Genomic DNA, 23,088 nt, shown 5'->3' on the forward strand with positions numbered 1-23,088 from the left:
GCGAAGGGGCCTGAACGGGCAACCAATCCTTTAGCGCACCGCCTCAAACAACCCACTCGCCCCCATCCCGCCACCCACGCACATGGTGACGATGCCGTAGCGCAGATTGCGCCGCTGCAATTCCCGGATCAGATGCCCTACCTGGCGCGAGCCGGTCATGCCGAACGGGTGGCCGATGGAAATCGAGCCGCCATTGACGTTGTATTTGTCGTTGTCGATCTCCAGCCGGTCGCGGCTGTACAGGCACTGCGAAGCAAACGCCTCGTTCAATTCCCACAGGTCGATATCCGCTACCTGCAAGCCCTTCGCCTTGAGCAGTTTCGGCACCGAGAACACCGGGCCGATGCCCATTTCGTCCGGCTCGCAACCGGCGACGGTAAAGCCACGGAAAAACGCCTTCGGCTTGAGCCCCAGCTCCAGCGCTTTGTCCAGACTCATCACCAGTGTCATCGAGGCACCGTCGGACAGCTGCGAGGAATTGCCCGCCGTCACCGAACCGTCGTCGGCGAACACCGGTTTCAGTCCGGCAAGGCTTTCGTAGGTGGTGTCCGGGCGGTTGCAGTCGTCGCGCTCGACGACGCCGTCGACAATCTGCACTTCACCGCTGTTCTTGTCCTCGACCCGATATTTCACCGCCATCGGCACGATTTCATCGTCGAACAGACCGGCAGCCTGGGCCTGAGCGGTACGGATCTGGCTTTGCAGCGCATAGCGATCCTGCGCCTCGCGACTGACATCGTAACGGCGCGCCACCACTTCGGCGGTCTGGCCCATGGTGTAGTAGATGCCGGGAGTCTGTTGCTTGAGCAGCGGGTTGATCAGGTGATCGGTGTTGACGCTCTTCAGGGTCAGGCTGATCGACTCGACGCCGCCGGCGACGATGATGTCGCTGCAACCGGAGGCGATCTGGTTGGCGGCAATCGCGATCGCCTGCAAACCCGACGAGCAGAAACGGTTGAGGGTCATGCCGGCAGTGCCGGTGCCCAGGCGCGACAGTACCGCGACGTTGCGGCCGATGTTGTAGCCCTGCGCGCCCTCGTTGGAGCCGGCGCCGACGATGCAGTCCTCGACGCTGGCCGGGTCGATATCGTTGCGGGTCAGCAGCGCATTGACGCAGTGGGCCGCCATGTCATCGGGGCGGGTCTGGTTGAACTTGCCGCGAAAGGATTTGGCCAGGCCGGTCCGCACGCTGTCGACGATCACCACTTCACGCATGGCATACCTCATTGTTGTTGTCGGTTGAAAGTGGACTTGAGCATAAGTCCACCTTCTTGCCGACCGCGAGGATCATTCACCCGGCGTATGCGCGGCCATCGCTTCAGTCCTTGTGCTTTTTGGCCTTCTTGTCGGATTTCTCGAACGCGTCTTCCAGCGCGCGGTTGATCGTGCGCAATACTTTCACCCGTGCCCAGCGTTTATCGTTGGCTTCGATCAGCGTCCATGGCGCGATCTCGGTGCTGGTGCGATCGACCATGTCGCCGACCGCCCGGCGATAGTCGTCCCACTTTTCCCGATTGCGCCAGTCGTCCTCGGTGATCTTGAAACGCTTGAAGGAAATCTCCTCGCGCTCCTGAAAGCGCTCCATCTGCGTGTCCTTGTCGATCGCCAGCCAGAACTTGACCACGATGACGCCGGCATCGGCCAGTTGCTCTTCGAAGTCATTGATTTCGCCGTAGGCGCGCAGCCAGTCGGCCGGGGTGCAGAAGCCCTCGATCCGCTCGACCAGCACCCGTCCGTACCAGGAGCGGTCGAACACGGTGAATTTGCCCCGCGCCGGGAGGTGTCGCCAGAACCGCCACAGATACGGTTGTGCGCGCTCTTCTTCGGTCGGTGCGGCAATCGGGACGATGCTGTACTGACGCGGATCGAGCGCCGCTGCCACGCGGCGAATCGCCCCGCCCTTGCCCGCCGCGTCGTTACCCTCGAACACCGCGATCAGCGCATGGCGACGCATGCGTTTGTCGCGCATCAGCCCGGACAGGCGCGCCTGCTCGGTGATCAGTTGCTCTTCATAGTCTTTCTTGTCCAGACGCTGCGTCAGGTCGAGGCTGTCGAGCAGGTTCAACTGATCGACCGGCGTACCCAGCGGCGCGGCACTGACTTCGTGTGGATTGACGTCGGCACGCTTGAGCGCGTTTTGCAGACCTTCGAGGAGAATCTTGCCCACCGCCAGGCTGCGGTAATTGGCATCGGCACCTTCGATGACATGCCACGGCGCGTAATCGCGGCTGGTGCGGCGCAACACCCGCTCGCCATATTTGACGAATTTGTCGTAAGTCTGTGATTGCTGCCAGTCCAGCGGACTGATGCGCCAACTGTGCAACGGGTCGTCGGCCAGTGATTTGAGCCGCGCTTTCATCTGCTTCTTGGACAGGTGAAACCAGAACTTGAAGATCAACGCGCCTTCATCGCAGAGCATCTTTTCCAGACGCTCTGCGCCGGCGATGGCCTGGTCCAGACGCGGATCCTTGAACAACCCATGCACCCGCCCCTGGAGCATCTGGCTGTACCAGTTGCCGAAGAACACGCCCATCCGCCCCTTGGCCGGCAGCATCCGCCAGTAGCGCCAGGCCGGTGGCCGCGCCAGTTCTTCATCGGTTTGCTGGTCGAAGGTGCGCACTTCGATCAGGCGCGGATCCATCCATTCATTGAGTAGTTTGACCGTCTCGCCCTTGCCCGCCCCTTCGATGCCGTTGATCAGGATGATCACCGGAAAGCGCTTCTGCTGCTGCAACTCGAACTGCGCTTCCAGCAAGGCTTCACGCAGCGCAGGGACGGCCGCCTCGTAAGTGTCTTTGTCGATGGCGTGACCGATTTCAGCGGATTCAAACATTGGACGGCTCCTTCCAGGGTTCAGCAAGACTAGCGGATGATTGCAGCACCTGAACAGATCGCAGCCTTCGGCAGCTACATTTGCAATGCGTTTCCCTGTAGGAGTTACCGAAGGCTGCGATCTTTTGAAATTTTCCCTGACACGCCCAAATCCCGTCTTGTGCTGGATCAGGCAGCTCGCGCGCGATCGGCTAGAATGGCCGCCTTGTGTTTGCCGAGCCTGCCATGAAAGCCGAAATGCCCCACGCCCAACTCGACTGGGACGACCAGGGACGCCCACGTTCACGGGTGTTCGATGACGTGTATTTTTCCGACCAGTCGGGGCTGGAGGAAACCCGTTACGTGTTTCTCGAACAGAACCGTCTGGCCGAGCGTTTCGCTGCGCTGCCGGCGGATGGACGTCTGGTCATTGGCGAAACCGGTTTCGGCACCGGGTTGAATTTTCTCTGTGCCTGGCAGTTGTTCGAACAGCACGCGGTGGCCGGCGCGCGCTTGCATTTTGTCAGCGTCGAGAAGTACCCGCTGGCGCCTGCGGATCTGCGCCGAGCCTTGGCACTGTGGCCAGAACTCATGCCGTTGGCGGATCAGTTGCTCAGGCATTACGTGGCGATTCATCAAGGCTTTCAACGCATCACTCTGGCCAACGGCCGCGTGACGCTGACCTTGCTGATCGGCGATGCGCTGGAGCAACTGCCGCAACTCGATGCACAGATCGACGCGTGGTTTCTCGACGGTTTCGCCCCGGCGAAAAATCCGGACATGTGGACTGCTGAACTGTTCGTCGAACTGGCGCGGCTGGCTGCGCCGGGCTCGACCATCAGCACTTTCACCAGCACCGGTTGGGTCCGCCGTCTGCTCAATGCTGCCGGGTTCAAGATGAAGCGCACGCCGGGCATCGGCCACAAATGGGAAATCCTGCGTGGCGAGTTTCTCGGCTGGCCCGCCGAGGTGGCGGCGCCGCTACCGGCGAAACCCTGGTTCGCCCGCCCTGCTCCGTTGCGCGGTGAACGCCGGGCGCTGGTGATCGGCGCCGGCCTGGCTGGCTGCGCGACAGCGTCGAGCCTGGCGGCGCGCGGCTGGCAGGTGAGTCTGCTCGAGCGCCACGCGGCGGTGGCGCAGGAAGCTTCGGGGAATCCGCAAGGCGTGCTCTATCTCAAGTTGTCCGCCCATGGCACCGCGTTGTCGCAGTTGATCGTCAGCGGCTTCGGCTACACCCGGCGCCTGCTGGAAAGCCTGCAACGCGGCAGCGACTGGGATGACTGCGGCGTGCTGCAACTGGCGTTCAATGCCAAGGAAGCCGAGCGCCACGGGCAACTGGCGGCGGCGTTTCCTGAAGATCTCTTGCAGTGGCTGGAACAGCCGCAAGCGCAGGCTCGCGCCGGTGTCGGCGTGGCCCATGGCGGTTTGTTCTACCCCGAGGGTGGCTGGGTGCATCCGCCGGCACTGTGTCAGGCCCAGGCGATGCACGCCAACATTGAATTGCTCAGCCATCACGAAGCTTTGGAACTGCGCAAAGTCGCTGACCAGTGGCAAGCCTTCGACGGCGAGCGTCTGCTCGCCAGTGCGCCAGTGGTGATCCTCGCCGGTGCCGCGGAAATCAATCGCTTTGCCCAGAGCGCCGAATTGCCGCTCAAGCGCATTCGCGGGCAGATCACGCGTCTGCCTGAAACCGCAGAAAGTCATGCGCTGGCCACCGTGGTGTGCGCCGAAGGCTACGTCGCCCCGGCGCGTCTGGGCGAGCACACCCTGGGCGCGAGTTTCGACTTCAACAGCGACGACCTGACGCCCACGACTGCCGAGCACCAAGGCAATCTGGCGATGCTCGAAGAAATTTCCAGCGACCTGCTGACCCGCCTGAAAATCAGCGAGCAGCCGCTTGAGAACCTTGAGGGCCGGGCAGCTTTCCGCTGCACCAGCCCCGATTACCTGCCGATTGTCGGCCCGCTCGCCGACCGCGCAGCCTTTGTCCAGACTTACGCGGCGTTGAGCAAGGACGCCCGGCAAGTCCCGGACATCGCCTGCCCGTGGCTCGATGGCCTGTACGTCAACAGCGGCCACGGTTCTCGCGGGCTGATCACCGCGCCACTGTCCGGCGAACTGCTTGCCGCATGGCTGGACAACGAGCCGCTGCCGTTACCACGCAGTGTGGCCGAAGCCTGCCATCCCAATCGTTTCGCCTTACGGCAGTTGATTCGCGGCAAGTGAATTTCACGTATCGGGCATTGCACAAATGCCCAGATCCATCAGCCGTATCGCGTCTTCCGTCAGGCTCTTGAACAGCACGTCTTCAGCCTGGTCCTTTTCCAGCTTGAGTGCCTGGTTCTGACTCAAATAATCGCCAGAGGGCAGCGTGTCCTTCTTGTCGAACAGTGCGCTCATCTGTGGGTCGTACAGGTCATCGATCAGCGCAAACTTGCGGACAAATGTGCGTCGCAGATAGTCACGCCAGAACGTGCGCCCCTGCATGTATTCCAGCCATTGCGGGGAAAGTTCGGCGCTCATGACGCGATTTTTTGCCACCTCAAGATCCGCGGCCGTCACGCCACTCTGGGCACTGAACAGCATATCTTTCGGTTGACCGCGCAGCCCCAGCGCATCGGTGAGGCCGATGCGGTAAGCCAGGTTCATTTCCAGCGCATCGACCTTTGGCACCCGGAGCGAATGCTCCCGGGCGATGTCTTCCAGCTTGTCCAGCCGGAACAGGCTGCGGCCCAGTTCCAACAGCGCCTTGGCAGTAACCCTTCGGCCGCTTGCGGCGCGGCTCACCCGCTCGACTTCCACTGCGACTTCAAGGCGACTGAAAACCAGCGCCGCGTTATCGGTGCAGTGAAGCGGATCGGCCGCGATGTCGAGCAGTTGACGACCCAGCGGCTCGTCAGCTTCCGCCGCCTTCAGTACCGCCCAGACACGTCGCTGCATGTCAGCGCTGCCCAGTTTGCCGTCCGCCGTATCGCCCAGTTGCGCCAGCAAAGTGAACAAGCCATCGGCCGTCTGATCGCTACGCAATGCCGCCCAGATGCGCGACTGCTCTGCCCACTCTTCGCCACTGACCTTGGTCAACCAGAGCGAGCGCGCCGTTTGCTCGTTCATCCGTGCGATGTCATCGGCGACATAGTCCATACCGATGCCGAAATTATCGCGATAATTCTCCAGATGCGTTTTGGTCGTTTCGGAAAAGGGATTGAGTCCCAACTTGAGTGCGCCGGTGAAACGGCGTGATTTCTCGAACAACCACTCAGGCAGTTCTGTGATTTTGTTGGCGCTCAGATCCATCAGTTCAATGTGCGCAGAATGATCAAGGCCTCCTGGCAGTTCGGTGATGCCGGTATCGTTCAGCGACAAGCGACGCAGTTGCGACATTCGGCTGAAATCCGGGGTGGCGCCCAACGGATTCTTGTCCAGATTCAGGTAGCGCAGAGTGCTCAACCTGTTCAGCTTCGCCAGGGTCTGCTCGGTGAGCTTGAGCTGATTGTTTGCCAGGCTCAGCCGTTGCAGACGCGGCATGTGCGACAACATTTCAGGCAGCCGGGTGATCGCGTTGCTGCCCAGTTCCAGCGAATCGAGCTGTTTGAAGGTCTTGAGGAAGTACGCAACATCATCACCCAGCGCCATGTTCCGCATCGACAATTGCTCGACATGGTCGAAGCTCACCGACGACGGTAACGTCGGCACCTTACCGATGCGCATGCCGTCAAGGTCGAGGGTACAGAGATTCTTTCCCTCTTCGTTGGTGGCCCAATGAAAGCGTCGAAACGCTTCTTCGATCAGCTCGGCGGCCATTTTCCGACTGTGCCGCGCTTCAGCCAGATCGCCCCCCATGGCTTGCAGCGCGGCGCCATCTTCACTCCAGACAAACAGCGCGTCACGCAGGGTTTGCAGATCCTGACGCAGGGCTTTGATCCGGGTCGCACGGCTCAACGGATCATCGCCCAGTTCGTTGAGCAATTGATTGAGCTGCGGCTCGCTCAGACGCGGATAAAGCCTGCGCGCTTTGCGCAGCAGTGTGCGTGAATGAGCTGTCGCGGGGACCTGATCGCCTTGCACACAGGCCGGCTCGACGGGAAGTGATTCCGTACTGCCGCCGCGCAATGCCCGCGCAGTGCCCTCGCGTTCGTCGAGGGCAACGTTGAGCAGCTTTTTGCGTAACTGTTGCGTACTGACCTGTCCGGTATCGGCAAACCCGAGTGCGGTCCGCTGACGTGGCGGCAATGCCTTGAGGATGGCCATGTACAAAGCGTCGGGGCCGGATGCCACCTTGCCCAAGGATTTTTTGTCGCCGCCAAACGCCTCATAGCCCTGCGTGGACTTCACCAGATAGCCGGTATTTTCCGAGGTCGCCGACCCATCGCCGATGTCTTCGAGTATCGGTCCGGTCAAGGCCTTGTCGCGGACTTGCAGACGCAGCTGCGCGTTCCAGCCGCTCAGGCGCGGCAGTAATTTCATGGCCAGCCTGTCGGTGTCGGCATTGGCCAGCCACGACCAGTGCAACCCGCTCAAAGCCCGGTCAAGCCGGACCTCGGCAATGCCGGCCCGAGCCCGCTGTCCCAACCGCAAGGGCGCGCTCCCGGTCGAGCGCAAGTGCAGGCGCTCGACAGTCGAAGCGCGGTCGATCAGCCTTTGACCATGGCGCGCCGAAATGTCGGCGAAGACCTGGCGTAATTTGCCCAGATCCTGCGCGTCACTGTGGTCATAGCGCTTGTACATCCGCTCGAACGCCGCGCGGTAATCGGATTTGAGCGCAGCACCCAGTTTTCTTGCCAGCCCGGTGGCTTGCGTGCTTTTCGCGACTTTGCCGCCGAGCAAGGCCTCGACTTCATGCTCGTAGAGGCCATCGATGACGGTTTGCAGCAAGCGCCCGAGTGCCAACTGGCCTTGGGTGACCGGCACTCCCAGGGTTTCGTCGAGCGTGCTGTTTGCAGGATAAGTGGTTTCGACGTCTCCTTCATGACCGATGACCTCAAGGTATCGGTCAGTCGGCCAGCCCGGCAGTTGCGTCAAGGCGTGCATCTGTTCTTCCAGAGGTTGCTCGGAGTGGATCTCGCCGTTTTCCAGTTCCGTGGTCAACTCACGCAGCTGGCGCTCGATGCGCACGCGCTCGACGGTATCGCGCAGGCGTACCGGCAGGCTCAGATTGTCGTTGAAGGTCTCCAGCAAGGTCTGCTGCGAGGTGTTGCTCAGCCGGCGAAGGATGTCCAGGTCGCTGTCGGCAAATTCGCTCAACTGCGGATCGATGCGCTTGAGCGTGTAGGCGCTGCTGCCCCATTCTTCGGGCTGTTCAGCGGGGAACCGCCAGCCGCCCTCGACGTGGCGGATCAATTCCGGAGCATAGGCTTGTGCGCGTGCGGGGTGTTCCAGGCGCCAGTGCTGAGTGTCGATATCAAAGTTGCCCGCCAACAGGCGGTGCTCGAACCGGGCGATGGTCTTGTTGCCGATCTGGTAGAACTCCTTTGAACCGGCACCGATGGTGAATCCGGCCGGCAAAGCATGCTCGTACGGGCTCAAATCGGACTTCCACAGGCGTGGCTTGCCGGCCCGATCGAGTATCGCGGTGAACTGCGCGAAGAACTCCGGATGCGTGCGCAGCAGTTTTTTGCCCACAGTTCCCAGCACCTTCTGACCGCCGGCGAAAACGCCCATCAATGCGATGTTCTCTACCACACTGAGCAGATGTGACAGTGCTTCCTGATGATCACCGCGACGCCAGTCCGCGACGCCGTCATACACCTCACCGAGCAACTGCCCGACCGCGACGCCCATCATCAATTGCCCCAGGACCGGCACGAACAGCCCCGCCACCGATGCCACGGTCACCCCGCGCTGAACGAAATCCAACAGGCGTTTCTGTCGGATCTCTTCATCGATATCAGCGCTTGGCACCGCCAGTTTGCGCGCGTCGATCTGCAACTTGCCGACATGGCTTTGCACCATGAAATCAAAAAGCGGCACATTGATCGGCCATTGTTCGACGACGCCCAGATCGGGTTTCTCAGCCAACGCCTTGAAGAAGTCAGCCTTGTCATCTTCATCAAGGCTGCCGGCGAAATACCCCTGATATTCCGTGCTCTTGAGTTGTTGCGCGAGGTAGCGCTTGAACGCATTGAAACTCGGGTACTCATACACGGCGCGCTCGGGCTCGCCGGGCATATACACCATGCATCCGTCCTCAGGGTGTTGTTCCACGGAGCGTTTGGAAAATACCACGACGCCCCAAACGCAGCTGTCGAGGATTCTGATGCCCTGCATGATCATCGGGTCTTTGCCGTAGCGCAGGTGCTGCGCCGAAGCGACGCCTTCGGCCAGCATCAGATCCTGCAGCATGCGCAAACCAGCTGCGGTGATATCGCCCTTGAGCTCCGCAAGATGAGCGTCCAGCTCCAGCAGCGATTGCTTCAATGCGGCGATATTGCGGGTCATGGCACTGGTCGCCACGACTTTGCCGCAGTCCTCACGCAGACCGAACACTTGCTGCAGATGCTCCTGGTATTTCTTGCCCAGATCCAGCTTGCGGCACAACGCTGCGAACGCTGCCGGCGTCAGATCCTTCACGCCAGCGGGCACACTCTTGACGCGCACCAGGCTGCCGGCGGGGAAACCGTCGGCCTGCTCCTCGTCTGCGGTGAAGTTTTGCATGGCTGCCTGCAACAGGCTTTGCGTCGCGTGTCTGACCAAGCCGATCTCGGCCTGATCCGTCGCCTTCACATCGCAGCTACAATCGACGCCGGGCAGGCTGAGCAGATCCTCGCTCACGTCATAGACCGCTGGCCATTTCTCGCTCAGCGCCGCGTTGAGTTCGCTGATGCAGAAGCTGTGCAATGGTTTGAGCCGGGTCAGATCCTTGTCGACTTTGACTTGCAGGGTGTGCAGTTCACGATTGATTTCGTCCAGCTTGTTCAGCGTGGCCGCAGAAGCCGTGAGCAGATGCGCCGGCAGGCTTTTTTCCAGGCTTTCAGCGGTATCGAGGTCACCGGTCGCGGCGTACAAGGTGCTCAGGACCGAGGCCTGAATCTGTGGATTTGTCTTGTCTTGGGTGGGCATGGCAATAGTCCTTTATTGCGATTTGAAGCCTTGACCCTAGCGCTGCCGAGCAGCCGATAACAGTTCAAAATGCTGGACAAAATCCACGCAGATCAAACGCTTTTTTGTATGGAAAAAACAGCCCTGCACCACCCCACCCGGGACGTCCGTGCACGTGTGGGCTTATGCAAAAAAAGCGTAACGGCGCAGGGGTACATCCCGAGACTCGATCCGCACCGATAGCGTTACGGCCGGAGCCAGCGTGGCCGCCTTATAACTTATCGATCTAAAACTCCACCTACCGAGACAGGTCAGTTTCTGAGTACCCGCACTTTTCGCGCGGTACGGCTTGACCTTCCCCAACGGAAAAACCGGTAAGGACTTTATGTGCGGATTAGCTGGCGAGTTACGTTTTGATCAACAACCTGCAGACCTTGCAGCGATCGAAAGAATCACCCATCACCTGGCCCCTCGCGGCCCTGACGCGTGGGGCTTCCATGCCCAGGGGCCGATTGCCCTGGGCCATCGACGCCTGAAAATCATGGACCTGTCGGACGGCTCGGCGCAGCCGATGATCGACAGCCAACTGGGCCTGTCCCTGGCGTTCAACGGTGCGATCTACAACTTCCCGGAATTGCGCGCAGAGCTTGAAGCGCTGGGTTATGCCTTCTATTCGGGTGGCGACACCGAAGTGCTGCTCAAGGGTTATCACGCCTGGGGCGAGGCGCTGCTGCCGAAGCTCAATGGCATGTTTGCTTTCGCTATCTGGGAGCGTGATGCCCAGCGCCTGTTCATCGCTCGTGACCGTCTCGGCGTAAAGCCGTTGTACCTGTCGCGCACTGGCCAACGCTTGCGTTTTGCCTCAGCACTGCCGGCGCTGCTCAAGGGCGGCGACATCAACCCGATCCTCGATCCGGTGGCGCTCAATCACTATCTGAATTTCCACGCGGTCGTACCCGCGCCGCGCACCTTGCTGGCCGGTATCGAAAAACTGCCGCCCGCCACCTGGATGCGCGTTGAAGCCGATGGCCGCACCGAGCAGAAAACCTGGTGGACCCTGCCCTACGGCCCGAATGAAGACGAGAAAAACCTCAATCTGGAAGACTGGGTCGATCGCGTCCTCGACAGCACCCGCGAAGCGGTGGCGATTCGTCAGCGTGCGGCGGTGGATGTCGGTGTGTTGCTGTCCGGCGGTGTCGACTCGAGCATGCTCGTCGGCCTGTTGCGCGAAGTTGGTGTAGAGAATCTGTCGACCTTCTCAATCGGCTTCCAGGATGCCGGCGGCGAGCGCGGCGACGAATTCCAGTATTCCGACCTGATCGCCAAGCACTACGGCACGCGCCACCATCAGTTGCGCATCGACGAGAAAGAAATCATCGAGCAACTGCCCGCCGCCTTCCGGGCGATGAGCGAGCCGATGGTCAGCCACGACTGCATCGCTTTTTATCTGTTGTCCCGTGAAGTGGCCAAGCACTGCAAAGTGGTGCAAAGCGGCCAAGGTGCGGACGAGCTGTTTGCCGGTTACCACTGGTACCCGCAAGTCGACGGCGCGGCGGACCCATACGCGGCCTACCGCGATGCGTTCTTCGATCGCAGCTACGACGACTACGCAGCGACTGTGCAGCCGAAATGGCTGGTCGACCACGATGCGGCGGGCGACTTCGTCAAACAGCACTTTGCCCAGCCCGGCGCCGAGGCTGCCGTGGACAAGGCGCTGCGCCTGGACAGCACGGTGATGCTGGTCGATGACCCGGTCAAACGTGTCGACAACATGACCATGGCCTGGGGTCTGGAAGCGCGCACGCCGTTCCTCGACTATCGACTGGTCGAGCTGTCGGCTCGTGTACCAGGCCAATTCAAGCTGCCCGATGGCGGCAAGCAAGTGCTGAAAGAAGCTGCGCGCCGGGTCATTCCAAGCGAAGTGATCGATCGCAAGAAAGGCTATTTCCCGGTGCCGGGTCTCAAGCACTTGCAGGGCGACACGCTCAACTGGGTGCGCGAACTGCTGTTGGATCCGAGCCAGGATCGCGGCCTGTTCAACCCGACCATGCTCGACAAGCTTCTGACTGATCCGCAAGGCCAACTGACCCCGTTGCGCGGTTCGAAACTGTGGCAACTGGCGGCCCTGAACCTGTGGCTCAGTGAACAAGGAATCTGATTGATGAAACCCCATGCCACGTCCATCAACCAACGCCTGTTGCGTGGTCAGGCCCCCTCGTATGAACGTTTGCAGGCGCGCCTGGCCGAAGACGGCAGCGAGCCTGCCACCGCCCCGATTGCCGTGCATTGCGGCTGGGGCCGGCTGCTGATCGGCCATACCTTTCCCGACCCGGCGTCACTGGCGCAGGAGCTGCTCAACGAGCAGCCCGGCGAGCGCGACATCGCCCTGTACGTCGCCGCACCGCAGCAGATTCTCGGCCTCGAGCCGACGCAGCTGTTTCTCGATCCATCCGACACCCTGCGTTTATGGTTCAGCGATTACCGGCAGGCCACGCGGGTGTTTCGCGGCTTCCGCATTCGTCGTGCGCAAAGCGAAACCGACTGGCAGGGCATCAACCGTTTGTACCAGGCGCGCGGCATGTTGCCGATCGATCAGGAGCTGCTCACCCCACATCATCAGGGCGGCCCGGTGTACTGGCTGGCGGAAGACGAGGACAGCGGCGCGGTGATCGGCAGTGTCATGGGTCTCAATCATGAAAAAGCCTTCAACGACCCGGAACACGGCAGCAGCCTGTGGTGCCTGGCGGTCGACCCGCATTGCTCACGCCCCGGCGTCGGCGAAGTGCTGGTGCGGCATCTGGTCGAGCACTTCATGAGTCGTGGTCTGGCTTATCTGGATCTGTCGGTGCTGCACGACAACCGTCAGGCGAAAAACCTCTACGCCAAACTGGGTTTCCGCAACCTGCCGACGTTTGCCATCAAGCGCAAAAACGGCATCAACCAGCCGCTGTTTCTCGGCCCGGGTCCGGAGGCGAATTTCAATCCTTACGCGCGGATCATCGTCGAAGAAGCCCATCGGCGCGGTATCGACGTGCAAGTGGATGACGCCGACGCCGGGCTGTTCACCCTCAGCCATGGCGGCCGTCGCGTGCGCTGCCGCGAGTCGCTCAGCGACCTGACCAGTGCGATCAGCATGACCCTGTGCCAGGACAAAAGTCTGACCCACAAGGTGCTCAAGGCCGCAGGCCTGAAACTGCCCGCGCAGCAACTGGCGGGCAATGCCGACGACAATCTGGCCTTCCTCGATGAACACCAACGGGTGGTGGTCAAACCTCTCGATGGCGAACAGGGCCACGGCGTCGCGGTGGATCTGCGCACCATCGAAGAAGTGCAGAAGGCCATCGAAACCGCCAAGCAGTTTGACAGTCGCGTGCTGCTGGAAAGCTTCCACGAAGGCCTTGATCTGCGCATCGTGGTGATCGGCTTTGAAGTGGTTGCGGCGGCGATTCGCCGTCCGGCGGAAGTGGTTGGCGATGGTCAGCATTCGATCGGTGCGCTGATCGAAGCGCAGAGCCGCCGCCGGCAAGCCGCTACCAGTGGCGAAAGCAAGATCCCGCTCGACCACGAAACCCAACGCACGCTACACGCTGCCGGCTATGACTACAGCAGCATCCTGCCGGCCGGCGAGCATCTGTTCGTGCGGCGCACGGCCAATCTGCACACCGGCGGTACGCTGGAAGACGTGACCGACATTCTTCATCCGACCCTGGTCGACGCGGCAGTGCGCGCGGCGCGGGCGCTGGACATTCCGATGGTCGGGCTCGATCTGATGGTGCCGGCGGCGGATCAGCCCGAGTACGTGTTCATCGAAGCCAACGAACGCGCCGGCCTGGCCAACCACGAACCGCAGCCGACGGCGGAACGCTTTGTCGATCTGTTGTTTCCGCATAGTCAGCCGGCTGTCTCTTGAACCATCGTTGTTCCGGCTGACGCCTTCGCGAGCAGGCTCGCTCCCACAGGGGAATGCATTCCAAATGTGGGAGCGAGCCTGCTCGCGAAGAGGCCCTGAACGTCACCACCAATTTTCCTCATCGAAACCATCGATGTGCTCAACCCATCAGGAGTTTCCATGACCATGACCACACAAATCCCTGAACCGGATCTGGCTTACCTGCAAAAAGTCCTGCTGGAAATGCTCGCCATTCCCAGCCCTACCGGTTTCACCGACACCATCGTGCGCTATGTCGCCGAGCGTCTCGAAGAGCTGGGCATTCCGTTCGAAATGACCCGGCGCGGGACCATCCGCGCGACGTTGAAGGGCAAAAAGAGCAGCCCTGACCGCGCGGTGTCTGCGCACCTGGACACCATCGGCGCTGCTGTGCGTGCGGTGAAAGACAACGGTCGCCTGACCCTCGCCCCGGTCGGTTGCTGGTCGAGCCGTTTTGCCGAGGGCAGCCGGGTCAGCCTGTTTACTGACACCGGCGTGATTCGCGGCAGCGTGTTGCCGCTGATGGCGTCCGGGCACGCCTTCAACACCCAGGTCGATGAAATGCCGATCAGTTGGGACCATGTCGAGCTGCGTCTGGACGCCTACTGCACGACCAAGGCCGATTGCGAGTCGCTGGGCATTCATGTCGGCGACGTGGTGGCCTTCGACCCGCTGCCGGAGTTCACCGAAAGCGGTCATATCAGCGCCCGCCACCTCGACGACAAGGCCGGCGTTGCCGCACTGCTCGCCGCGCTCAAGGCGATTGTCGACAGTGGCCAGGAACTGAACATCGATTGCCATCCACTGTTCACCATCACCGAGGAAACCGGCAGCGGTGCAGCGGCGGCATTGCCGTGGGACGTCAGCGAATTTGTCGGCATCGACATCGCACCCGTCGCCCCCGGCCAACACTCCAGCGAACACGCGGTGAGCGTGGCGATGCAGGATTCGGGCGGGCCGTATGACTATCACCTGTCGCGGCATCTGTTGCGTCTGGCCGATGAACACGAATTGCCGGTGCGCCGTGACATGTTCCGCTATTACTTCAGCGATGCGCACTCGGCGGTCACCGCCGGCCACGACATTCGTACTGCCCTGCTCGCTTTCGGCTGCGATGCCACCCACGGCTACGAGCGTACGCACATCGACAGCCTGGCGGCGCTCAGCCGACTGCTTGGCGCGTACATTCTGAGTCCGCCGGTCTTTGCCAGCGATGCGGCGCCGGCCAATGCGTCACTGGATCGCTTCAGCCATCAGATCGAGCATGACACGCAGATGGAAAGCGAAACCCGGGTGCCGCCGGTGGACAGTCTGGTGGGGCAGCGTTCTGACAGTTGAACCTTCGGTGAACAGATAACCGCTTTCGCGAGCAGGCGCGCTCCCACAGGGATCGCATTTCAAAGGTGTGAGCGAGCCTGCTCGCGAATTGGCAGGCAAGACCGATACAAAACTGGCACGCAAAACCCAATCCACGTAGCATCCCGACATTGATTTGACCGAGGTGCCCATGCTCATTCCCCACGACGCGCTTGAAGTCGACACCCTCACCCGCCTGATCGAGGATTTCGTCACCCGCGACGGTACCGACAACGGCGATGACACCCCGCTGGAAACCCGCGTCCTGCGCGTGCGCCAGGCACTGACCAAAGGCCAGGCATTGATCGTGTTCGATCCGGAAAGCGAGCAGTGCCAGCTGATGCTCAAGCACGACGTACCCAAGCATCTGTTCGACTGAAGCCGTCAGCCAGCCTTCGCCGCAGCCTCCTTGCGCTTGATCCGGTCATAGACCTCGGCGCGGTGTACATGGACCTTTTTCGGCGCCTCGACGCCGAAGCGCACGCTGGAGCCGTTGACCGACAGAACACGCAGGGTGATGTCGTCTCCGATTGAAATCAACTCACCGACCACACGGCTGAGTACAAGCATGGGATTCATCCTTCAGGACTGGCAAACCCTGAAGATGCGCGGCTTACAGCGTCTTCACAATCCACGACGAGCAAATCAGTCTTGCCCTACAGGCGCCCACGCCCGCAGCTGTCAGACACTTCGCACAAAAGCCTCAGGCAGCGGAAAAGCGCGGCCCGAACAGAATGATGCTGGCACCGACCACGCACAGGGCCATGCCAATCCAGTCCGAGCCCAGCGGACGCACCCGCTCGACCACAGCCAGCCAGCCAATCGAAGCAACGATGTAGATCCCGCCATACGCGGCATAGGCGCGCCCGGCGTAGGCCGCTTCAACACGGGTCAGCAACAGCGCGAACAGGGTCAGGCTGAGCAACGCGGGAATCACCCACAACGCGCTCTTGCCCTGGCGCAGCCACATGTAGAAGGCAAAACAGCCGGCGATTTCAAACAGCGCCGCAAGGAAGAACCACAAGTAATTGAGCATGGAGGCGTCTCGACAGGGTGACCGTGGCGGCCACCCTAACGACGCGGCGGGAATCGAACAAGATCAAGCGTTGTTTTGTTTGGCCTTGGCGCGCATTTTCTCGGCCATGGAAGTCATTTCGTTGTAGAGCAGTTGCGGATTCTTTTGCTTGATTGCCCAGGCCATGCGCCCTTGTTCGTGGGGCAGAATCAAGAATTCGCCGGCGGCGACTTGCTGATAGATGTAGTCAGCGATGTCGGCTGCGCTGATCGGCGAACTTTCCAGCAACTTGCCGACCTGGGCTTTCATGGCCGGGGTCGGGCCACGGAAAGAATCGAGCAAGTTGGTCTGGAAGAACGACGGGCAAACCACATGCACCGCCACTTCCTGCTGCGCCAGTTCGATCAGCAGACTCTCCGACAACGCTACTACGCCGGCCTTGGCCACGTTGTAGTTACTCATTGCCGGGCCTTGCATCAACGCGGCCATGGAGGCGATGTTGATGATCTTGCCCTTGCTCTGTTCCAGCAGCGGCAGGAACGCCTTGCAGCCTTTGACCACGCCCATCAGGTTGATCGCGATCTGCCAGTCCCAGTCTTCCAGCGACAATTCGCTGAAAAACCCGCCCGAGGCGACGCCGGCATTGTTGACGATGATGTCGATGCCGCCGAGCTTCTCCTCGCAGGCCTGGGCAAAGGCGGTGAGCTGACTGTAATCGCGCACGTCGCAGCGCTGGATGAAACCGTCACCGCCCGCCTCGCGCACCAGTTTCAGGGTTTCCTGCAGGCCGGGTTCACTGACATCGGACAAGGCCAGCCGCCAGCCTTCACGGGCCCAGCGCAGCGCGATTTCGCGACCCAGGCCTGAGCCTGCACCAGTGATCATCATGCGATTTTGCATAGCGGACAGCCTTGTTGTTCCGGGAGAGATGCGCCGAGTGTAGCGAAGGAACTTCGTTCACCCACGCTCCATCCAGTTGCTGAATGGAGGATCAAAAGATTCCAGCCGTCATTGTTTTCCGGTTGGTCTCATGTAGGAGCAGACGAGTGCAACGAGGCTGCGATCTTTTTGCTGGAAAGGAAATAACCGAGCAATCCAAATACATTAAAAAAACATTGAATTTTTTTTCATCGGCGCAAGTCGGAACATGTAAGCCGGCTGGAATTTAGTTGCTCTCCAGCTGCCCACTGAGCATCAAGACTCTTCCAGACTCTGAACAAGGAAATCACCCATGGGCACAATTCTAATCATCATCCTGATCCTGTTGCTGATCGGTGGTCTGCCGGTCTTCCCGCACTCAAGAAGTTGGGGTTATGGCCCGTCGGGCATTATCGGCGTGGTGTTGGTCGTGCTGCTGGTGCTGTTGTTACTCGGCAAGATATGACGATTTGACGCGGTAAAAAAAGAGGCCCTTGTTCAAGGGCCTCTTTTTTATTGCGTGGACTTTAAGAAGTGATCAGTCCGGCTTGCCATGAATAACACCGGCGGTGTTATCGAGCAGGCTCTTGGTCGCGGTTTGCAGGAACGCCTCAAGTTTGAGTTTGAGTTCGGCAGTGCGCGGCGCGTCCGGCACTACTTCGGCGTGCGGGTTGGCGCCGAGCTGGTATTGCCAGATTTTCGGGCCCATGTCCTTGTCACGCGGCAGCACCAGAATCTGGTCGGCGGTGACAATGGCGGTGGTCTGTTCGCTGCCCGAAGGCTTGATCACACCGAAACCGGTATCGCCCTGCGGCAGGTTGAGCAGGTCACGGCCCCAGCACTGGTGACGCACTTCGCCACCGAGACGGCCCATGATGGTCGGTACGATGTCGATCTGCGTGCCCACGGTGTGGTCGCGGGTACCGAACTTCTGCTGAATGCCCGGGGCAATCATCAGCATCGGCACGTTGAAGCGACCCAGGTCCATTTCGGTGATCTGGCGCTCGTTGCCGAAGCCGTGGTCGCCGACGATGACGAACAGGGTTTCGTTGAAGTACTTCTCTTTGCGCGCCTTCTCGAAGAACTGACCGAGCGCCCAATCGGAGTAGCGCATGGCGGTCAGGTGTTCGTTGAGGCTGCCACGGTCAGTCACGCGCTCGACCGGCAATGGCGTCGGCAAGGCGTACGGCGTGTGGTTGGACAGGGTTTGCAGCAGCGCGTAGAACGGCTTGCCGTTTTCCCGCGCCTTCAGTTCCTGCAGGCCACGATCGAACATGTCCTGGTCGGACACGCCCCAGGTCGGATCGGAGAACACCGGATTGACGAAGTCATTGCGGCCAACGAAGTTGGTCATGCCCTGGTTGCTGAAGAAGCCCGACTGGTTGTCCCAGGCGAAGTCGCCGTTGTAGACGTAGACGTCGTCATAGTTGCGGGCGCTGAGCAGCTGCGGCAGGCCGGACAGTTTGTGGCTGCCTTCCGGGGTCTGCATCAGGTATTCGAAACCTGGCAGGTTGGGGAAGCAGGCCATGGTCGCGAACATGCCCTGATGGGTGTGGGTGCCGTTGGAGAAGAAACGGTCGAACAGCAGGCCTTCCTTCGACAGCTTGTCCAGGTACGGGGTGATATTGCCCGGCGCGCCCAAAGCACCGACCGAGTGACCGGCCATGCTTTCCATCAGGATCACCACGACGTTCTTGATCGGCAGGGTCTTGTCGGCCGGCGGCATGTAGTCGCGGCGAACAGCGGCGATGTCGGCATCGACCAGTTTGTCGTCCGGCATCAGCAGCATGTCGCGCACCACTTGCTGCGCCTGTTCCTGAGGCAGCGTGGCTTTCCAGATATTGTCGCGGTCTTCGCCCATGCGCGCCTTGGCTGCGGCGACCAGCGACAGCGTGCCATTGAGGCCGAGCTGGTTGGCGAAGTTGGAATCGGTGGTGTAGACGTCACCCCAGCGCATCGGCGGGCCCTGACGCAGGGTGCCGCGAGCGGCGACCACGCAGATCAGCAGGCAGACCACGAATACCGCCAGGCGGGTGTACCACGGCGCAACCTGACGGGAGCTGACGCTGCCGCCGCTGAACGGTCCGCGCGGGCGGGTGGCGCGGTCGGCACCTTTGAACGCCAGGGTCAGAATGACCGTGCCGATTACCCACGCCAGCACGTAGCGCACCACCGGGAAACCGTACCAGAGCATGCTCATTACGGTTTTCGGGTCTTCCTTCACGTACTGGAACACCAGACCATTGAGGCGCTGGTGAAACTCGCGGTAGAAGTCCATTTCCATCAGGCCGAGGAACAGCGCGATGCTCGAGGCGACGGTCAGCCACAGACGGAAGAAACCGCGCGCGGCCATGGCCCGGGCACTGAACAGCGCCAGCACCAGCGGAATGCACAGGTAGACCACCAGGCGCAGGTCGAAACGCAGACCGTTGACGAACGCTTCAAGGAAGGTCGCGGCCGGGGTGTCGAGGATCATCTCGCGGTTGTAGACCAGCAGCGCGAGGCGCAGCGCGGAAAACATCACCATCATGACCAGCGCGCACAGCAGCGTGTAGGCCAGATGCGATTTGACGGTCGGTTGCAGCAGACGAGCAGAAGATCGCTGCTGACTCAGGGCGTCCGGGTTTGCCATGTCGTTTTAGGACCCATTGGAAGTTGAAGTTGCAAAAATACAGCGGCGCCATGCCCTCTATTGGTCAATCCAGACCCCGGGGCGTGCGCGGTGCGCAAATGTTGCACGATCGTTCACACCATTGCCATTGATTACTGCCCAGCCCTTCGAGACTTTCATTCGAAGGCTGGCAACGCAATGGCAGTCAACAAGTGCGGGCGAATTGTCTTGGAGACTTTGTGAAAATTTCGTGCAACGCATATCTGGAAATACAATTTAGAGACAAAACAAAACGCCCCGAAGCGATCGGGGCGTTTTGCTTACAGCCAATTGATTATTTCTCGGCGCGTTCTTTCAGCGCTTTCAGGGTATTGAATGGCGCATCCACCACAAACTTGTTGGCGACCATGGCCGGCACGCTACCGCCCGGCTCGGTGTGCACCTGGTAAGTCACTTCAACCTGATCGCCTTTAGGCACGAACTTCCAGAAGCCTTTGACTTGCTGGACCCGCACGAAGCCTTTTTCTTCCGGCAGATAGGTCGGCACGCCCTCAAGATTACGGGTCAGGCTGCCATCGGCGCCCTCAACAGTGGTGATCTTCAACACCGAATCACGCGGGGTCACCGGCCATGGCGTATTGAATTGCGAATAGGTCCAGCTCAGATCGCCTTCGTGCTTGAGCAGTTTCTGGCTCTTGCATTCGTGAATCCACGCGCAGGCGCCGGAGACGTCTTCCTGCAAGGCGCGCAGTTTGGCAACGGTGGTTTTCATCAGCGCAACGCCTTGGTAGGACTTGTAATCCGAACCGGGTATTTCGCTCAGGGAAACCTTGATGCCGTCTTCGTTCTTGGCAACTTTCCAGTCTTCCGCGTGGACGACCGAAGTGGCAAGTACGGCAGTCAGACCACACAACACAGCGATACGGTGCAGCGAACCCATAGTGTTATTCCTTATTGTTGAAGTTCCGTTCGTGAACACATCATGCCGCCGTCATCTGCTCCCACCAGCCGATCAATCTGATCGCTTCTTCTGAACTGCTGCCGCAAACCTCGACATCCGCAGCGAAACCCGAGCACACAGCCGGACGTTCCGGACGGCCGAAAATGCTGCACAGGTTATCGACCGACAGTTGCACGCAACGTTCGCCGGCGGGTTTGCCATCGGGCATGCCGGGGATCGGCGAACTGATGGAGGGGGCAATGCAGCAAGCGCCACAGCCTTCACGGCATTTCATGACGAACAGATCCTCGCGACGGGCGATGTGTAAAGAGACGGGGAACAGAGTAACCGCTAAAACAGCTGTTTCAAATTGCTACAAGCGGCTTTTCACGATAAGTAAAAGTGACCGGGCAGTCTCCGACGAAGCGTCTGCTCTGCGCGTCGCAGAGGCCTGCATCTATTGCTTGAATTCGAAATCCAGCGCCGCGCCTTCCACATCGCGTCGCGCTTCGTTGCGCAATTGCAACTCCATTTCATTGCTGAGCAAGCGGCCGTTGAGCTGGAAGCCGTTATCTTTTTCGCCAAACATCTGCGGCAGGATCGCCTCGCGTTTGGGCAGTTCTACGGTGCCCTGTGGCTTCAGGTCTTCAACCATATCCTTGGGCAGGCTGAGATCGAGTTTTGCCGGCGGCAATTTGGTCTTGGCCACTTCGCTGGCGGATTTCGACTTCGAGGCAACCGGGCGGCGCTTCTTCACCGTGGCGTTTGTTTTGGCCTGGGCTTTTTTTGCCGGAGCCACGGTTTTGACGGCTTTCTTCGTCGTACTGGTCGCTGCCGGTTTTTCCTGGGCTGCGGCCGCCATGACACCCGGTGCCTGACCGATCATCAACAAACCCAGCAATACCCACGCGGCAGGAACAATGGCTTTCATGGACCCAACGAACTAACGGCAGAGGGCCACATGCTCGCTTGTTGTGCGTCACATGACAAGCCTCAGCGCCCTCCCCGTTCAGAATCCGCCAGCCATTTCCTGACACAGTTGGGTGGCCAACAGACCCAACGTCATCAGCGCGCGCTCCGCCTCGCGGTTCCACGGAATGCCGCAATTGAGCCGGATACAGTGGTTGAACTGCTCGGTGTTGCTGAAGATCAGCCCCGGCGCGATGCTGATGCCTTGTTGCAGTGCGCGGACATGTAATTCCTGGGTGTTGACCCGCCCCGGCAAGCTCACCCAAAGGATGAAACCGCCCGTTGGCCGGGACATCTGCGTGCCTTCAGGGAAATGCTGTTGAACCGCCAGCTGGAACGCGCTGAGGTTTTTCCGGTACTCCTGGCGGATGTAGCGTAAATGCCGGTCATAACCGCCGTTTTCCAGATACGCGGCAATCGCCATCTGCGTGACGCTGCACGCCGAATGGGTGCTGAAGGTTTGCAGGCGCTGGATTTCCTGTTGGTATTTGCCGGCGATCATCCAGCCGATACGCACACCTGGCGACAAGGTTTTGGAGAAGCTCGAGCAGTAGATCACCCGATCCAGCCTGTCGTAAGCCTTCAGCGCCTTGGTACGGCCCTGCTCGAACATCAGTTCGCCGTAGATATCGTCTTCGACAATCTGAATGTCGAAATCCGAGGCCAGCCGCAGCAACTGTTTCTGCCGCTCTTCCGGCATGGTTCCGCCGAGGGGATTGCTCAGGCGCGTGGTCAGCACCAGCGCCTTGATCGACCACTGGTTGGCGGCCAGTTGCAAGGCTTCCAGGCTCATGCCGGTGGCGGGGTCGCTGGGGATTTCGATGACCTTCAGGCCAAGCAGATCGGCCAGTTGCAGCAGGCCGTAATAGGTCGGTGATTCGGCAGCGATCAGATCCCCCGGCCGGGTCAGCACACGCAATGACATCTGCAAGGCGTCGACACAGCCGTGGGTAATCACCACTTCCGACGGATCGACCACCACGCCGGCGTCACGCATGCGGATCGCGACTTGCCGACGCAGCGGTTCGAAGCCGGGGCTGAACATGTAGCTGAACGCCCGTGGACTGTGAAACCGGGTGACCTTGGCCAGTTGCTGATGCAGCGCGCGCACCGGCAGATAATCGACGCTCGGCACCGCAGCGCCCAGCGGAAACACGCCTTCGCGGCGGGATTCGACCAATACCTGCTGAATGATGCTGCTGCGCGTCACCAGCCCCGGCCGTTCGACCCGGGCAATATCCGGCGTCGGCGCGGTCAGCGCTGGGGTCTGGTGCACGTAGTAACCCGACTGCGGTCGGGCGCGGATCAGGCCCTGATCTTCAAGGTTGGCGTAAGCCTGCAACACCGTCGCATGACTGACGTTGAGCTGCGAACTCATCTTGCGCACCGAAGGCACGCGCTCCCCCGGTTGATAGACACCACGGCGGATGTCTTCGGCCAGTTGCTGAGCAATACGTTGGTAGAGCAAGAGATTGGTCATGACGCAGCACTCGATTTCACGGGCG

17 protein-coding genes are annotated in these 23,088 nt (G+C 60.5%); 6 read left to right on the forward strand and 11 right to left on the reverse strand.

All coding sequences use genetic code 11. The features are described 5' to 3' along the window. Nucleotides 1–30: 30 nt before the first annotated feature. Nucleotides 31–1,215: a thiolase family protein gene (locus J2Y39_RS11345; RefSeq protein ID WP_310217616.1), complete on the reverse strand. Its 1,185-nt coding sequence runs from the start codon at nucleotides 1,213–1,215 to the stop codon at nucleotides 31–33. A 103-nt stretch (nucleotides 1,216–1,318) separates the two neighbouring features. Further along, nucleotides 1,319–2,833 (reverse strand): polyphosphate:AMP phosphotransferase, encoded by a 1,515-nt coding sequence (pap, locus tag J2Y39_RS11350; protein WP_310217619.1) that lies wholly within the window; start codon nucleotides 2,831–2,833, stop codon nucleotides 1,319–1,321. A 224-nt stretch (nucleotides 2,834–3,057) separates the two neighbouring features. Between pap and mnmC the strand changes: the two genes are divergently transcribed. Next, nucleotides 3,058–5,037: a bifunctional tRNA (5-methylaminomethyl-2-thiouridine)(34)-methyltransferase MnmD/FAD-dependent 5-carboxymethylaminomethyl-2-thiouridine(34) oxidoreductase MnmC gene (mnmC, locus tag J2Y39_RS11355; protein ID WP_310217621.1), complete on the forward strand. Its 1,980-nt coding sequence runs from the start codon at nucleotides 3,058–3,060 to the stop codon at nucleotides 5,035–5,037. A 3-nt stretch (nucleotides 5,038–5,040) separates the two neighbouring features. On the opposite strand, the gene J2Y39_RS11360 is transcribed toward mnmC, so the two are convergent. Beyond that, nucleotides 5,041–9,867: an NEL-type E3 ubiquitin ligase domain-containing protein gene (locus J2Y39_RS11360; protein ID WP_310217624.1), complete on the reverse strand. Its 4,827-nt coding sequence runs from the start codon at nucleotides 9,865–9,867 to the stop codon at nucleotides 5,041–5,043. Nucleotides 9,868–10,231: 364 nt separating this feature from the next. On the opposite strand from J2Y39_RS11360, the gene J2Y39_RS11365 reads away from it, so the two are divergent. From J2Y39_RS11365 to J2Y39_RS11380, 4 genes are all read left to right on the forward strand, one after another. Beyond that, nucleotides 10,232–12,004 carry an N-acetylglutaminylglutamine amidotransferase gene (locus tag J2Y39_RS11365; RefSeq protein ID WP_150637682.1) on the forward strand — a complete coding sequence of 591 codons (1,773 nt, stop codon included), beginning with the start codon at nucleotides 10,232–10,234 and terminating at the stop codon, nucleotides 12,002–12,004. Between the two features lie 3 nt (nucleotides 12,005–12,007). Further along, nucleotides 12,008–13,756 (forward strand): N-acetylglutaminylglutamine synthetase, encoded by a 1,749-nt coding sequence (gene ngg, locus J2Y39_RS11370; protein ID WP_310217627.1) that lies wholly within the window; start codon nucleotides 12,008–12,010, stop codon nucleotides 13,754–13,756. A 165-nt stretch (nucleotides 13,757–13,921) separates the two neighbouring features. Continuing rightward, nucleotides 13,922–15,112 (forward strand): osmoprotectant NAGGN system M42 family peptidase, encoded by a 1,191-nt coding sequence (locus J2Y39_RS11375; protein ID WP_024013890.1) that lies wholly within the window; start codon nucleotides 13,922–13,924, stop codon nucleotides 15,110–15,112. Nucleotides 15,113–15,281: 169 nt separating this feature from the next. Beyond that, nucleotides 15,282–15,509, forward strand: coding sequence for a YheU family protein (locus J2Y39_RS11380; protein WP_003172962.1), 228 nt, complete (start codon nucleotides 15,282–15,284; stop codon nucleotides 15,507–15,509). 5 nt (nucleotides 15,510–15,514) lie between these two features. Here J2Y39_RS11380 and csrA read toward each other — a convergent pair whose 3' ends face one another. The 3 genes from csrA to J2Y39_RS11395 all read right to left on the reverse strand — a co-directional run bounded on the left by csrA (nucleotide 15,515) and on the right by J2Y39_RS11395 (nucleotide 17,045). Then, nucleotides 15,515–15,700: a carbon storage regulator CsrA gene (gene csrA, locus J2Y39_RS11385; protein WP_024013891.1), complete on the reverse strand. Its 186-nt coding sequence runs from the start codon at nucleotides 15,698–15,700 to the stop codon at nucleotides 15,515–15,517. Between the two features lie 133 nt (nucleotides 15,701–15,833). Further along, nucleotides 15,834–16,166, reverse strand: coding sequence for a YnfA family protein (locus tag J2Y39_RS11390; RefSeq protein WP_016770946.1), 333 nt, complete (start codon nucleotides 16,164–16,166; stop codon nucleotides 15,834–15,836). 63 nt (nucleotides 16,167–16,229) lie between these two features. Continuing rightward, entirely contained in the window at nucleotides 16,230–17,045 is an 816-nt protein-coding gene (locus J2Y39_RS11395) for an SDR family oxidoreductase (RefSeq protein WP_016770947.1), read from the reverse strand. Between the two features lie 331 nt (nucleotides 17,046–17,376). Here J2Y39_RS11395 and J2Y39_RS11400 point away from each other — a divergent pair, with 331 nt between their 5' ends. Continuing rightward, on the forward strand, nucleotides 17,377–17,529 hold the full coding sequence (locus J2Y39_RS11400) for a DUF3309 family protein (protein WP_003183939.1): 153 nt from the start codon (nucleotides 17,377–17,379) through the stop codon (nucleotides 17,527–17,529). A 72-nt stretch (nucleotides 17,530–17,601) separates the two neighbouring features. Here J2Y39_RS11400 and J2Y39_RS11405 read toward each other — a convergent pair whose 3' ends face one another. The 5 genes from J2Y39_RS11405 to J2Y39_RS11425 form a co-directional block, all read right to left on the reverse strand. After that, the gene (locus tag J2Y39_RS11405; protein ID WP_310217633.1) at nucleotides 17,602–19,695 is read right to left on the reverse strand and encodes an LTA synthase family protein; all 2,094 of its coding nucleotides are present in this window, start codon (nucleotides 19,693–19,695) and stop codon (nucleotides 17,602–17,604) included. 313 nt (nucleotides 19,696–20,008) lie between these two features. Next, nucleotides 20,009–20,614, reverse strand: a complete 606-nt coding sequence (locus J2Y39_RS11410) for an START domain-containing protein (protein ID WP_071173184.1) — start codon at nucleotides 20,612–20,614, stop codon at nucleotides 20,009–20,011. Between the two features lie 40 nt (nucleotides 20,615–20,654). After that, complete coding sequence (locus J2Y39_RS11415; protein WP_016770949.1) at nucleotides 20,655–20,909, reverse strand: YkgJ family cysteine cluster protein; 255 nt, start codon at nucleotides 20,907–20,909, stop codon at nucleotides 20,655–20,657. Between the two features lie 162 nt (nucleotides 20,910–21,071). Next, nucleotides 21,072–21,545, reverse strand: coding sequence for a translation initiation factor 2 (locus J2Y39_RS11420; protein ID WP_076563781.1), 474 nt, complete (start codon nucleotides 21,543–21,545; stop codon nucleotides 21,072–21,074). A 78-nt stretch (nucleotides 21,546–21,623) separates the two neighbouring features. Continuing rightward, nucleotides 21,624–23,063: a PLP-dependent aminotransferase family protein gene (locus J2Y39_RS11425; RefSeq protein ID WP_041478242.1), complete on the reverse strand. Its 1,440-nt coding sequence runs from the start codon at nucleotides 23,061–23,063 to the stop codon at nucleotides 21,624–21,626. Nucleotides 23,064–23,088: the final 25 nt, after the last annotated feature.

The organism is Pseudomonas sp. 2957 (assembly GCF_031456345.1).
Taxonomy (GTDB): Bacteria; Pseudomonadota; Gammaproteobacteria; order Pseudomonadales; family Pseudomonadaceae; genus Aquipseudomonas; species Aquipseudomonas siliginis.